This is a genomic window from Kaistia geumhonensis, assembly GCF_030815145.1.
In the GTDB taxonomy this organism is placed as follows: Bacteria; Pseudomonadota; Alphaproteobacteria; order Rhizobiales; family Kaistiaceae; genus Kaistia; species Kaistia geumhonensis.
This window is the reverse complement of the sequence record NZ_JAUSWJ010000001.1, coordinates 3,135,151-3,147,686: the sequence shown is the minus strand read 5'-3', so window position 1 is coordinate 3,147,686 and position 12,536 is coordinate 3,135,151. Positions and strand designations below refer to the sequence as shown.

Below are 12,536 nucleotides of genomic sequence, written 5' to 3'. Positions count from 1 at the left end.
GCGGATGGCGCGGTGCCTCGCCGACGGTCTCACTCCGGGCCTCGCCGCGCCATCATACGGGCGTTGGCTTCGCGGCCCGACATCCGGACCGGGAGCATACCTCCGTATACATCGCCTATATGGCGGTTCACTGGAGGGCGACCGACGATCCGGCCTATCTTGACTGGGCAAACGGAGCAGTCATCCGGCATCGACATCCGATGTACTTGAAAACTCGGACGATCTGCTTCCCCTTCATTTCATGACACAGGCGAGATTTGCGATGACTATTCTGAAGCAGCCCATCGTGGGCACTCTGGGCGCGGACATTGTCGGGCCGCGCAACCCCGAGGTCGAGGCGCAGAACCCGGACATCCTGATCCCGCCGCTGTCCGACCATGGCGGCATCCCGAACCTCAAATTCCCCTTCGCGATGGCGCACAACCGCCTCGAGGACGGCGGCTGGGCCCGCGAGGTGACGCAGCGCGAGCTCGGCTCGCTGAAGGAACTCGCGATGGTCAACATGCGCCTTCCGGCCGGCGTCGTGCGCGAGCTGCACTGGCACAAGGAGGCCGAGTGGGCCTATGTGCTCAAGGGCCGCGTGCGCTTCTATCTCGTCGACGACCAGCGCCAGACGCTGATCGAGGATCTCGGCCCCGGCGATCTGTGGCTCGCCCCGGCCGGCTTCCCGCATGCGATCCAGGGCCTCGAGGAAGGCACGGAGTTCGTCCTCGTCTTCAACGACGGCAATTTCTCCGAGAACCAGACGCTGCTCGTGACCGAGCTGTTCGCCCATACCCCGCGCGAAGTTCTGGCCAAGAATTTCGGCGTGCCGGCCGAGGCCTTCGACGGCACCCCGGCGCATGAGAAGTACATCTTCCGCCAGCCGGTTCCCCCGCCGCTCGACGAGGTCCGCAAGGCGCTCGGGGCCGTCACCTTCACGGACAAGTATGTCTTCCGCGCCTCCGAGGTCCCCGCGACGCCCTTCCCGGGCGGGGCGACCAAGGTGATCGACCAGAAGACCTTCGGCGTCACCAATCTTGCCGCCCTCTTCATCGATCTCGAGCCGGGCGGCATGCGCGAGATCCACTGGCATCCCGATGCCGACGAGATCCAGTACTATGTCACCGGCAAGGCGCGCATGACCGTGTTCGACGCGGTCGCCAATGCCCGCACCTTCGACTTCGTCGCCGGCGATGTCGGCTATGTGCCGAAGACGCTCGCCCACTACATCGAGAACATCGGCGACGAGCCGATGCGGGTCCTGAACGTCTTCCACACCGGCGAGTACAAGGACGTCTCGCTCAACAACTGGCTGGCGCTGACGCCGAAGCATCTCGTCCAGGGCCATCTCGACGTCGGCGATCCGCTCCTCGGCTCGCTGCGCGCGACGCGCCAGCCCGTCGTCAAGGGCTGACGGCCGCCCCGGCCGCGGGTCCGAGCCGATCTTCGATGACAGCGTGCGATCGTGAAAGGACGCCGCTCTTTCGGAAAGACGCCCGGCCCCGCCCCTGAAAGACTTCCCTAGCGCCCAGGATGCCCGAAGTCGTCCGCGTTCCGCTGGCCCCGTCCTCCCCGGCGCCAGCCCTCCTGCGAAGTCACGCCCCCTTCGCCGGATTCCCCGCGACGACGGCTCCCTTCCTCCCCCCGCATCCTGGGCGCCCCCTTCCGCTCCCCCGAAAGGAACGCCGCCATGGCCAAGGTTCTCTGCGTCCTCTACCCCGACCCGGTCACCGGCTATCCGCCGGCCTATGCCCGCGACACGATCCCCACCATCGCCAGCTATCCCGGCGGGCAAACGACGCCGACGCCGAAATCCCCGCTCGGCTTCAAGCCCGGCGAACTGGTCGGCTGCGTCTCCGGTGAGTTGGGCCTTCGCCCCTATCTCGAGGCGAACGGTCACGAACTCGTCGTGACCAGCGACAAGGACGGCGCCGATTCGACGTTCGACCGGCATCTCGTCGACGCGGACATCGTCATCTCGCAGCCCTTCTGGCCGGCCTATCTCTCGGCCGAGCGGATCGCCAAGGCGAAGAAGCTGAAGCTGGCGGTCACGGCGGGCATCGGCTCCGACCATGTCGACCTGAAGGCCGCCGCCGCGCGCGGCATCACCGTCGCCGAGGAGACCTATTCGAACAGCATCTCCGTCGCCGAGCATGTCGTGATGATGGTGCTATCGCTCGTCAGGAACTACCTGCCGGCGCACCAGATCGCCTTCAACGGCGGCTGGAACATCGCCGACTGCGTCAGCCGCAGCTACGATCTCGAGGGCATGCATTTCGGCACGATCGCCGCCGGCCGCATCGGCCTCGCGGTGCTGAGGCGCCTCAAGCCCTTCGACGTCAAGCTGCACTACATGGACCAGCATCGCCTTCCCGAGGCGGTCGAGCAGGAGCTCGGGCTGACCTTCCACGCGACGCCGGAAGAACTGGTCGCCGCCTGCGACGTCATCAACCTGCAGACGCCGCTCTATCCCTCGACCGAGAACATGTTCGACGACCGGATGTTCGAGCATGTGAAGCGCGGCAGCTATCTCATCAACACTGCGCGCGGCAAGCTCTGCGACCGCGATGCCGTGGTGCGGGCGCTCGCCAGCGGCAAGCTCGCCGGCTATGCGGGCGATGTCTGGTTTCCCCAGCCAGCGCCCGTCGACCATCCGTGGCGCACGATGCCGAACAACGGCATGACGCCGCATATGTCGGGCAGTTCGCTCTCGGCCCAGGCCCGCTATGCGGCCGGCACGCTCGAGATCCTCGAGTGCTTCTTCGAGGGCCGCCCGATCCGTCCCGAATATCTCATCGTCGATGGCGGCCACCTGGCCGGCACCGGAGCCCGCTCCTACCAGCTGACCTGAAAGCGGCGGCCCCCCGCCGAGTAGCCGGCCATCGCTATGGCGACGCTCGACCTCGTCCTCGTGCTCGTCGTCGCCGTCGTGGTGAGCAGCTGGCTCGGCCGGCTCCTGCCTCTGGTGGCAACGCCGCTCATCCAGATCGCACTCGGCGCCGCGATGGGCCGCCTCGGGGTCGATGCCGTGCGCATCGACCCCGAGCTGTTTTTCGTCCTGTTCCTGCCGCCGCTCCTGTTCCTCGACGGCTGGCGGTTTTCCGGCCGGGAGCTGCTGCAACGCGCCGGGCCGATCGCCTCGCTCGCCATCGGGCTCGTGCTCGTCACCGTGCTCTGCGTCGGGCCGGCGCTCGCCGCGCTCATGCCGGGACTGCCGCTCGTGGCGACGCTCGCGCTGGTGGCGGTCCTCTCGCCCACCGACGCGATCGCCGGCATCGCGCTGCTCAGGGGCGTGCCGCTCGCCCGGCGCATCCTGAGGATCGTCGAGGGCGAGGCGCTGCTCAACGACGCATCGGCCCTCATCTGCCTGCATTTCGTGCTGCTGCTCGGCTCAGCCATGGCGCCGACGGGCCCGACCCTTCTCGCGCAGCTCGCCTGGGTCGGCGGCGGCGGGCTCGCGATCGGCACGGGCGTCGCCATGGTCCTTCTCAGCGTCAAGAACGCGGTTTCGGCCCGTCTCGGCGAAACCACCGCGACGCAGATCCTCATCAGCCTGCTCATGCCCTATGCCGCCTATCACGCGGCGGTCGCGCTCGGCGCCTCCGGGATCCTCGCCCCGGTCGCGGCAGGCATGGTGATGGGACGCTGGGAACTGGGCGGCACGGCGCTGCCGCTCACGCGGCTGCGGCGCGCGGCGTTCTGGGAGACGCTCGAATTCACGCTGAACGGCGTCATCTTCGTGCTGCTCGGCGAGCAGTTGCCGCGCATCGTCGCGCAAGCCGCCGCCGATTTGCCGGCGAACGGACTGGCCGGCGCCTGGCGCCTCGTCCTCGTCACCCTCGTCGCCTGGGCGGCGCTGACGCTCATCCGCCTCGCCTGGGTGACGGCCATGGCGCTCTGGCACGATCGCCGGCAACTGCGGGGCGCCTGCACGCGGGTCCGCGTCCTGACGATCCTCGCCATGACCTTCTCGGGTGTCCGCGGCGCCGTGACGCTCGCGGCCGCGCTGGCGCTGCCGATCGTCCTGCCGGACGGCGCCACCTTCCCGTCGCGGAACCTCGTGGTCGCAGCGGCGGCCGGCGTCATCCTGACATCGCTCGTCATCGCGAATATCGCCCTGCCGCTGCTCGCCCGCCGCATCGCCGCGGCAGCCACCGAGGGCGACGACGACACGTTGCGCGCGGCGCGGCTCCGCGCAGCGGCGGCGGCCATGGCCGCCGTGGAACACGCGGCGGAGCAGCGCGGAGGCAGGGCGGATGGCGAGGGCCAGCCGTGGGACGAGGCATCGGCGACGATCCTGTCCTCCTATCGCGCGCGGCTCGATCGCCTCGGCGCCTCGGCCGGAGCCGCTGGAGCCGGCGATGGCCGCGAGGCCGCGGAGCGCGATCTGCGGATCGCTGCGCTCCATGCCGAGCGCGCGGAGGTCGCCGCCATGGTGGCCGAGCGCCTGATCGACGACGAGACGGCACGGCTGCTCCTGCGCGAGCTCGATGGGCAGGAGGCCGCCCTCGATTACTGAAGCGGCGTCGCCGCCTGGCCGCAGCGCCCGGTCATCCGCCCTCAAAGCAGCGAGCCCGGGACCGGACGACCGCGGGGCGGCCGGACGGATCCGGGGCTGGCGAAAAGCCCGTGGGTTCCGGTGGCAGCGCGGAGAGGCGCCGTGCTTCCACCAGAACCTCGGCTGTGCATCACTCGATGTCGATGTCGTCCTGGGTGGCCGGATGCGGGTTGTAGGCGCCGATGCCGATGCTGCCCTCATGGGCGACGCCGACGCGATCGCCGGGGGCGAGGCCGTAGAGCACGGTGCCGTTCTTGAAGGTGAAATTCTCGCCCGACTGGAGCTCGAGGGTGCCGGTCGAGGCATTGACGGACTTGACCACGCCATCGGTCTGCTGGGCGGCGATGGCGGCGACGACGCTTCCCATGACCGCGGCCATGGCGATGAGGATAACCTGCTTCATGATACGATTCCCTTGCTTGGATTTCAGTTCCTGATCGACACGCGGCGCGTCGTCGATGGAAGAAAGATCGTTCATTTCGCGGTTCCGGATAATTATCCGGCTGTGCATCGGATTTATATGTTTGAACATTTCCGATATACGCAGGGATGAGCTTGAATCGCCGGCATCAAGACAGATGCGGCCGCGCTGGTTTCCCGGCGCGGCCGCATCGATGATGGGCGTCACAAGATGATCGTCGGGGCGCTTCACGCCATGCCGAGCGGGACGCCGGCTGCCGAAGGGTTGCGGCTGACGCGGGCGAAGGCCGAACTCGTCGCCGAGGACCGCCGCTCGGAGGCGCGGGCGCGGCGCCACTGATAGGGCGTCTCGCCGACGAAACGGCCGAAGATGGTGGTGAAATGCGCCTGCGTCTGGAAGCCGACCGCCAGAGCGACCTCAACGATGGAGAAGTCGTCGTCGAGAAGCAAAGTCTTCGCCCGCTCGACGCGCTGCCGCAGCAGATATTCGTGCGGGCGGAGGCCGGTCGTCGCCCGGAACTGGGCCGCGAAATGCATGCGCGTCAGCTTGGCGGCGGCGCCGAGATCGGCGAGCGTGATCGGCTCGTCGAGATGGGCATCGATATAGTCTATGACGCGCTTCAGCCGCCATTTGGGGAGGAGGCCGCAGGACCGTCGGCGACCGGACGCGCCATGTGTTTCCTTCGCCTCTCGGGCGGCGATGTTGGCGCCGATCGCGTCGGCATAGAGCATCGCCCCGGTCATATCGTCGGGCAGCGCCGCGATCAGCGCCGTCGCGAGCGGCGCGAGGCCGGCGTCGTCGGTGCCGCGAAGGTCAATGATCATGAAGCCGGCATGGAGACGCCCGGCCCTCAGGCGCCCGAAGAAGGCCCCGAGCTCGAGGCTCGCCGAATGCACGCTGAAGATGTCGAGCGAGCCGGGAAGAAGGGACTCGACCCTTTCCACGAGCTCGACGCCCGCGCCGGGCGCGCCCGTCTCGACGGCCGGGAAGGAGATGGCGATGGCGGCCTCGTCGAGGATGAGGCCGAGGACGAAGCCCGGCACCGACGTCGTCCGGCTCGCGGGGCCGCCGCCGAAAGCCGACGGCGGAATCGGGGAAGAGGTGGGAATGCCTACGGAAAGGACGGGGGCCTGGAACATGCTCGTGCCTCGCAAACGATCGGGGTTCGACCTTCGCGGCAGCCATGCGACGCTGTCCTTCGAGGACCTTTGTCGCGGTCGGCGCCGTGATCGATTGCGAGTTTAGGAATGTCCGGTTCGGGGCCCCATTCTACGAGCATCCTGCGCCTGCATGACTTGGCATGACGGGGATCATACCAAGGTATGACCCCCGCAATGTTCTCGGCGCTTGCGCTCAGCGCCGGCCGGGCTCGCGGGCCGTCTCGAACAGGAACCAGGTGCGGCGCTCGGCCTCGTCGATCCACACTTCGAGCATGCTGGTGGTCGCGACGTCGCCGAACTCCTCGGCGATCTTGTGCGCCTCGCGCATGCTGGCGGCGAGCTGGATGTTGTCGTCGCGAAGCTCGGCCAGCATGTCGGCCGGCGCCACGAAATCGAGATCGTTGTCGGCGATCCGCTGCAGGCGCGCGATCTCGCCGATCGAGCGCAGTGTCGTGCCGCCGATCTTGCGGACGCGCTCGGCGATGTCGTCGGTGATGGCGAAGATCTGCTCGCCCTGCTCGTCCAGCATCAGGTGATAGTCACGGAAATGCGGGCCCGAGACATGCCAGTGGAAGTTCTTCGTCTTGATGTAGAGCGCGAAGACGTCCGCCAGCAGGCGGGTCAGCGACGCCGCGATCTCGTCCTTGGCGTTCGACGAGAAGTCGGACGGCGTGCTGAGAGCGGGGACGGCGCCCGTGGCGATGCGGGAAGTGGTCATGATGGCTGCCTCGGCTGTTGAAGGGGAACGCGGCGGCAAGGGCCGTCTCGCTGTCCCCTTCGTCGCCGGCGGGCCCGGCGATGGTCTTTCCGATCCGCCCTATGGGACGGGATCGGCCGGCGTCGCCGCCTTCGCGTCGTGCGAATGGAAAAGCGACGCCGCAGAACGCCGCCGGCTCATCTTTATGCGGCAGCGCGAATCCACTAAGCGAAAGGGAAGCCATTGACCCACGCCAGGTCTGCGGCACCAATGGCGTGAGGGGCATCGGGCCGGCCGTGCCTCTCCAGGAGGGCTCGGCGACCGAACGATGGCATCCCTGCTGCACGCACGCCGGATCACACCTCTGCTCGGTTTCCTTCTCGTCGCGGTGGTGTTCGCCATCGACACGCTGACGACGATCGGCGGCGCGATCGCGGTTCTCTATGTGCTCGCGCTGCTGCTCGTCGCGCCCTCGCTGGGCATCCGACGGCTGATCGCCGTCGCACTCCTATGCGTCGTCCTGACACTGACGAGCTTTCTCATCGCCCATTCCGACGATTGGCCGGGCGATGCGATCATGCGCTGCGCGATCGCGCTCCTCGCCATCATGGCGGCCACGCTTCTGCTCATCCGCGGCAAGAAGGATTCACAGTCGCTGGCGAAGCAGGCGGCGCTGCTCGATCTCTCGCATGAGGCCATCTTCGTCCGCGGCCGCGACAATCTCGTCACCTACTGGAGCGACGGCGCCGCGGATCTCTATGGCTGGCCAGCCGACGAGGCCGTCGGCCGGGACGCCGACGAACTGCTCGCGACCGAATTCGCCACGCCGCGCTCGAGCCTCGTCGAGCAGGTGAGCGCCACCGGCCGCTGGGAGGGCGAGCTCATGCGCCGGCGTCGCGACGGCGCCAAGGTGGTGGTCCTGGCACGGTGGTCGATCAGCCGGGCGGAGGGCGAGGCTGCGGCGCTGCTCGAGACGAACACGGACATTACGGAGCTGCGCCTGGCGCATGACTCGCTCCGCCGGCGCGAAGCCGAGTTGCGCACGGCGCAGCGCCTCAGCCAGACGGGCAGCGTCAGCTGCGACATCGCCGGCGGCGATTTCAGCTGGTCCGCCGAGACCGCCCGCATTTTCGGCTATCCGGCGGATGCGCCGCCGACCCGCGCGATGTTCGAGGCGCGCCTCCATCCCGACGACCGCGCGGAGACCATCGCGCGGATCGCAGCCTCCCATGAATCGCCCGAGGTGTTCGATCTTCTCTTCCGCCTGACGATGCCGGACCAGTCCGTGCGCCACCTCCATATGGTCACCGAACAGTCGGTGAGCCGCTCGGGCAGGGTGATGCGCACCGGCGCGGTGCGGGACGAAACCGCGGAGCGCGACGCCGAGCTCGCCCTTCACAGGGCGCAGCAGGAACTCGCACGCGTCTCGCGGCTCGCCACCCTCGGCGAACTCACGGCGTCGATCGCGCATGAGGTGAACCAGCCGCTGGCCGGCGTGGTGGCGAATGGCGAGGCGGCGCTGCGCTGGATGCGGCGCGAGCCGCCCAATCTCGTCGAGGTCGACCAGGCCGTGAACCGGATGATCGCCGACGGCCGGCGCGCGAGCGAGGTGGTGACCCATATCCGCCGGCTGACCGGCCGCGGCGCGACTGTCGAGCATCACGACTTCGACATGAACGACACGATCGAAGCGACCGTGCATCTCCTGCGCAGCGAACTGACGATCCACGGCGTGCGGATCGAGACCGACCTCGCGGCCGATCTGCCGCCGCTGCACGGCAACCGGGTGCAGATCCAGCAGGTGCTCATCAATCTGATCGTCAACGCCATCCAGTCCATCGAGGATGCGGACGGCTGGATCCGCATCGCGTCCCGAAGCGACGGCAGGAGCGCGATCGTCGAGGTCGCCGACAGCGGAAAGGGCATCTCTCCCGAAGTCTCCGGCCGCCTGTTCGAGGCCTTCGTCACGACCAAGCCGACCGGCATGGGCATGGGCCTCTCCATCTGCCGCACCATCGTCGAGGCGCATGGCGGCACGATTTCGCCGGTCCAGATCGAAAGCCGTGGCGCCCTCTTCCGGATAATGCTGCCGCTCGATCATGACGAAAGGAGCAACGGATGAACACGATGTCGGACGGGCGGCGCGCAGCGACGCAGGAACCCATCGTCTATGTCGTGGATGACGACCCCTCGCTCCGCGACGCCCTGAGCAGCCTCCTGCGCTCCGTGGGCATGGAGGTCGCGACCTTCGCCTCGGCGCCGCAGCTTCTCGCCCAGCCCTTCGCCAATGCGCCGAGCTGCATCGTTCTCGACATCCGCATGCCGGAGGTCAGCGGCCTCGACTTCCAGGCCCTGCTCGCGCGCTCGGGCAATCATATCCCCGTCATCTTCATGACCGGCCACGGCGACATCCCGATGTCCGTTCGGGCGATGAAGGCCGGCGCCGTCGACTTCCTCACCAAGCCGTTCCGCGATCAGGATCTGCTCGACGCGGTCACCGCCGCCATCGAGCGCGACCGGCAGCGGCGCGGCAACGACCGCCAGCTCCTCGACCTGCGCCGCCGATTCGAGAGCCTCACCGCCCGCGAGAAGGAGGTGATGGCGCTGGTGGTCGCCGGCCTGATGAACAAGCAGATCGCCGGCGAACTCGACTTGAGCGAGATCACGGTGAAGATCCACCGCGGCAGGATGATGAAGAAGATGGAGACGCGGACCCTTGCGGATCTCGTCCGCGCGGCGAGCGATCTCGGCATGTCGGGGCGCGGATGAGCAGGCAAACGTCCGTATATCTGCACGCGGACGCTGCGACACGCTATCTTCAGGATGGCGGCGACGGCTTGGGACGAATATTGTGAATGCATCCAGTGTGATAGCCGTCATCGACGATGATGCGTCCGTGCGGCTCGCCCTGCAGAGCCTGCTCCGGTCCTTCGGCTACGAGGTCATGCTCTTTCCCTCGGCCATGGCCTTCCTGCATGCGCCGGAGCGCCACGAGCCCGATTGCATCATCAGCGACGTGCAGATGCCGCAGATGTCGGGACCGGACCTTCAGGACCAGCTCGTGGCCGACGGCGACACCGTGCCGATGATCTTCATCACCGCCTTTCCCGAAAAGGCCGTCGAGGCCCGCGTGATCGAGCGCGGCGCCGTCGCGATCCTCTCCAAGCCGTTCGACGGCAACGAGATCGCCGCTCATGTCGAGCGCGCGCTGGGCAGCGCGCCGCACTGATCTCCCCCTTCGCGATCACGTCCCGACGGGACGGCCGGATCGGCCGCGCCCGCCATTTGCGCAGCCTTCTCCACCTCCGCCGGCCGCACGGCGCCAGGCCGCGCACGCCTGCCGCTCATGGGCGATACGGAACCGCACCCGCGGCATACCAACGTATGCGCCGCCGATCCGCCCGTACGATTCATCCCGCGGGTGCCGACCTCTAGCCTCTGTCTCGTAGGCAACGGCACGCAGGAGATCACGGCCATGGGCATGTTCCCGATCGTCCCCGGACGGGCACCCGACACGACACACCGTTCGGAGGGGCCTGCCGCGATCCGGACGGGGCATCTCCCGATGACGCGCCGGGGCGTGTTCGGCATTGCCGCGGGCCTCGCGGCAACGACGATCCTCCCGGCAAGCGCCGTTGCAGGCAATCCAGGCGCCAGTTCCGGCGCGGCACCCAAGGACGGAGAGACGAGAATGAGCAGCGGCTTTGTGAAGACGAAGGACGGCACCGAGATCTTCTACAAGGACTGGGGTCCGAAGGACGCCCAGCCGATCCACTTCCATCACGGCTGGCCGCTCTCGGCCGACGACTGGGACGCGCAGATGCTGTTCTTCCTGTCGAAGGGCTACCGCGTGGTCGCCCATGACCGCCGCGGTCATGGCCGCTCCTCGCAGGTCGACAGCGGCAACACGATCGAGCAATACGCCGCCGACGCCTCGGCCGTCGTCGAGCATCTCGACCTCCGCAACGCCGTCCATATCGGCCATTCGACCGGCGGCGGCGAGGTGGCGCGCTATGTCGCCCGCTTCGGGCAGCCGCAGGGGCGGGTCGCCAAGGCCGTGCTCGTCTCCGCCATTCCGCCGCTGATGGTGAAGACCGCCAGCAATCCCGAAGGCACGCCGATCGCCGTCTTCGACGGCTTCCGCTCGGCGCTGGCCGCCAACCGCGCCCAGTTCTATCTCGATGTCGCCTCGGGCCCGTTCTATGGCTTCAACCGGCCGGGCGCCAAGGTCTCGCAGGGCGTCATCGACAACTGGTGGCGGCAGGGCATGATGGGCGGCGCCATCGCCCAGTACGAAGGCATCAAGGCCTTCTCCGAGACGGACCAGACGGACGACCTCAAGGCGATCACCGTGCCGACCCTCGTCCTGCAGGGCGACGACGACCAGGTCGTTCCCTACAAGGATGCGGCCCTGCTGCAGGCGAAGCTGATCAAGGACAGCACGCTGAAGATCTATCCGGGCTTCCCGCACGGCATGCTGACCACCCATGCCGACGTCATCAACCCCGACCTGCTGGCCTTCGTGAAGGCCTGACGCGGGACGACGCGACGGCGGGCCGCCCATATGGCCTGCCCGAACCGCAAGGTCCGGTACCTGGCAGATTCATTCCCCGGCCGGTGGATGGATCGGCCTAGGTGCCGGCCTTGCGCCTGTATTCACCCGGCGAAACGCCGACATGCTTGCGGAAGGCGCGGGTGAAGGTCGACTGCGACGAGAACCGGCAGGCAAATGCGACCTCGGCGAGGCTCGCCCTGGTATTGGCCAGAAGATCCTGCGCGCGTTGCAGCCGCAGCGAACTGATGAAGCGATGCGGCGGCACGCCGATGGCCGACCGGAAGGCACGCGCGAAGTGATGATGGCTGAGACAGGCGATGTCCGAGAGCTCGGCGACCGAAATGTCTTCCCCGAGATTGTCGTTGATGTAGTCGATGACGCGGCGGAGCTTCGCATGCTCGATCGATGACGCGGCGCTGTCCTTCGGCAATTCGCCGATATGATTGGCGACCAGATGCGCCGCCATGGCGCGCGCGAGGCCATCGACCAGGAAGCGGCCGACGGATGTCTCCTCCTCCAGCTCGGCACCGATCCGGTAGGCCATCTGCCGCAGGAAGGCATCGTCGAGATCGGCCCTGTAGGCGACGCTCTCCGGCGAGACCGGGCGCGAGGTCGATTGCGAGATATCCTCGAAAACGTCGCGGCCGATATAGATGTGCAGGATATGGCTGAGATCGTCCGTGATGCGGATCGAATCCTCGACCAGCCCGATCGGGCAGAGCCAGAGTGTGCCGGGCCGGGCGATCGTCGCCTGGAACTCGCCGCCGCCGCGCCGCTCGACGGTCCCGACCCTGGACCCGGTGAGGGCGAGCGTGATCTCCATCTGCTGGGGAACCGGCGGCGGAATCTCGCCGGCCGGATGATTGCGGATCTCGGCGGCCATGCCGGTCCAGTTTCGTCGCGCCGAAGACAGCACGACCTCGCCTCTCGGGAACTTCCTGCGGCCGAATTCGTGCAGGCCCGCCATCTCGGGATCCTTGTCCGTGGGCGATCTTTTCGCATGCCCGCCGATTGGGCAGCGTCATGCCCCGCCGATCAATGCATCAATTCCGGCAAAAACAACAGCGTTTCTGGCAAAGACGAATCCACCCGCCTGGGGCAAGACTGCGTCTTCAGCGTCGGCAGTCCCCCGTCCCCGGCCGGCAAAGCGCAACAAGAGGCGA

12 protein-coding genes are annotated in these 12,536 nt (G+C 67.8%); 8 read left to right on the top strand and 4 right to left on the bottom strand.

Going from position 1 to position 12,536, the window contains the following annotated elements:
• Positions 1 to 262 precede the first annotated feature (262 nt).
• The 3 genes from QO015_RS14900 to QO015_RS14890 all read left to right on the top strand — a co-directional run bounded on the left by QO015_RS14900 (position 263) and on the right by QO015_RS14890 (position 4,501).
• Positions 263 to 1,396 carry a cupin domain-containing protein gene (locus QO015_RS14900; protein ID WP_266278488.1) on the top strand — a complete coding sequence of 378 codons (1,134 nt, stop codon included), beginning with the start codon at positions 263 to 265 and terminating at the stop codon, positions 1,394 to 1,396.
• Between the two features lie 276 nt (positions 1,397 to 1,672).
• Positions 1,673 to 2,833 (top strand): NAD-dependent formate dehydrogenase, encoded by a 1,161-nt coding sequence (locus QO015_RS14895; RefSeq protein WP_266278489.1) that lies wholly within the window; start codon positions 1,673 to 1,675, stop codon positions 2,831 to 2,833.
• Positions 2,834 to 2,869: 36 nt separating this feature from the next.
• Positions 2,870 to 4,501, top strand: a complete 1,632-nt coding sequence (locus QO015_RS14890) for a Na+/H+ antiporter (protein ID WP_266278490.1) — start codon at positions 2,870 to 2,872, stop codon at positions 4,499 to 4,501.
• Between the two features lie 169 nt (positions 4,502 to 4,670).
• Here the strand turns inward: QO015_RS14890 and QO015_RS14885 are convergent, their stop codons facing one another.
• The 3 genes from QO015_RS14885 to QO015_RS14875 all read right to left on the bottom strand — a co-directional run bounded on the left by QO015_RS14885 (position 4,671) and on the right by QO015_RS14875 (position 6,839).
• The gene (locus QO015_RS14885) at positions 4,671 to 5,168 is read right to left on the bottom strand and encodes a hypothetical protein (protein ID WP_266278491.1); all 498 of its coding nucleotides are present in this window, start codon (positions 5,166 to 5,168) and stop codon (positions 4,671 to 4,673) included.
• A 20-nt stretch (positions 5,169 to 5,188) separates the two neighbouring features.
• Positions 5,189 to 6,004 carry an AraC family transcriptional regulator gene (locus QO015_RS14880; RefSeq protein ID WP_266278492.1) on the bottom strand — a complete coding sequence of 272 codons (816 nt, stop codon included), beginning with the start codon at positions 6,002 to 6,004 and terminating at the stop codon, positions 5,189 to 5,191.
• Positions 6,005 to 6,314: 310 nt separating this feature from the next.
• Entirely contained in the window at positions 6,315 to 6,839 is a 525-nt protein-coding gene (locus tag QO015_RS14875; protein ID WP_266278493.1) for a Dps family protein, read from the bottom strand.
• Between QO015_RS14875 and QO015_RS14870 the strand changes: the two genes are divergently transcribed.
• The 5 genes from QO015_RS14870 to QO015_RS14850 all read left to right on the top strand — a co-directional run bounded on the left by QO015_RS14870 (position 6,838) and on the right by QO015_RS14850 (position 11,352).
• Positions 6,838 to 7,065 (top strand): hypothetical protein, encoded by a 228-nt coding sequence (locus QO015_RS14870; protein ID WP_266278494.1) that lies wholly within the window; start codon positions 6,838 to 6,840, stop codon positions 7,063 to 7,065. The two genes, QO015_RS14875 and QO015_RS14870, sit on opposite strands and share 2 nt — an antisense overlap.
• A gap of 81 nt (positions 7,066 to 7,146) precedes the next feature.
• A complete protein-coding gene (locus QO015_RS14865) occupies positions 7,147 to 8,940 on the top strand; it encodes a PAS domain-containing sensor histidine kinase (RefSeq protein ID WP_266278495.1) in 1,794 nt (597 codons plus the stop codon).
• Positions 8,937 to 9,587: a response regulator transcription factor gene (locus QO015_RS14860; protein ID WP_370877421.1), complete on the top strand. Its 651-nt coding sequence runs from the start codon at positions 8,937 to 8,939 to the stop codon at positions 9,585 to 9,587. The genes QO015_RS14865 and QO015_RS14860 overlap by 4 nt, the downstream gene beginning before the upstream one ends.
• Positions 9,588 to 9,669: 82 nt before the next feature.
• Positions 9,670 to 10,047 carry a response regulator transcription factor gene (locus tag QO015_RS14855; RefSeq protein WP_266278496.1) on the top strand — a complete coding sequence of 126 codons (378 nt, stop codon included), beginning with the start codon at positions 9,670 to 9,672 and terminating at the stop codon, positions 10,045 to 10,047.
• A 462-nt stretch (positions 10,048 to 10,509) separates the two neighbouring features.
• Positions 10,510 to 11,352, top strand: a complete 843-nt coding sequence (locus tag QO015_RS14850) for an alpha/beta fold hydrolase (protein ID WP_266278497.1) — start codon at positions 10,510 to 10,512, stop codon at positions 11,350 to 11,352.
• Positions 11,353 to 11,449: 97 nt separating this feature from the next.
• On the opposite strand, the gene QO015_RS14845 is transcribed toward QO015_RS14850, so the two are convergent.
• Entirely contained in the window at positions 11,450 to 12,340 is an 891-nt protein-coding gene (locus tag QO015_RS14845) for a helix-turn-helix domain-containing protein (RefSeq protein ID WP_266278498.1), read from the bottom strand.
• Positions 12,341 to 12,536: the final 196 nt, after the last annotated feature.

Bases quoted from the DNA above. Each gene is read 5' to 3' on its own strand.
- QO015_RS14900 (WP_266278488.1), top strand. From the start codon at position 263: ATGACTATTCTGAAGCAGCCCATCGTGGGCACTCTGGGCGCGGACATT.
- QO015_RS14895 (WP_266278489.1), top strand. From the start codon at position 1,673: ATGGCCAAGGTTCTCTGCGTCCTCTACCCCGACCCGGTCACCGGCTAT.
- QO015_RS14890 (WP_266278490.1), top strand. From the start codon at position 2,870: ATGGCGACGCTCGACCTCGTCCTCGTGCTCGTCGTCGCCGTCGTGGTG.
- QO015_RS14870 (WP_266278494.1), top strand. From the start codon at position 6,838: ATGATGGCTGCCTCGGCTGTTGAAGGGGAACGCGGCGGCAAGGGCCGT.
- QO015_RS14875 (WP_266278493.1), bottom strand. From the start codon at position 6,839: ATGACCACTTCCCGCATCGCCACGGGCGCCGTCCCCGCTCTCAGCACG.
- QO015_RS14865 (WP_266278495.1), top strand. From the start codon at position 7,147: ATGGCATCCCTGCTGCACGCACGCCGGATCACACCTCTGCTCGGTTTC.
- QO015_RS14860 (WP_370877421.1), top strand. From the start codon at position 8,937: ATGAACACGATGTCGGACGGGCGGCGCGCAGCGACGCAGGAACCCATC.
- QO015_RS14850 (WP_266278497.1), top strand. From the start codon at position 10,510: ATGAGCAGCGGCTTTGTGAAGACGAAGGACGGCACCGAGATCTTCTAC.
- QO015_RS14845 (WP_266278498.1), bottom strand. From the start codon at position 12,340: ATGGCGGGCCTGCACGAATTCGGCCGCAGGAAGTTCCCGAGAGGCGAG.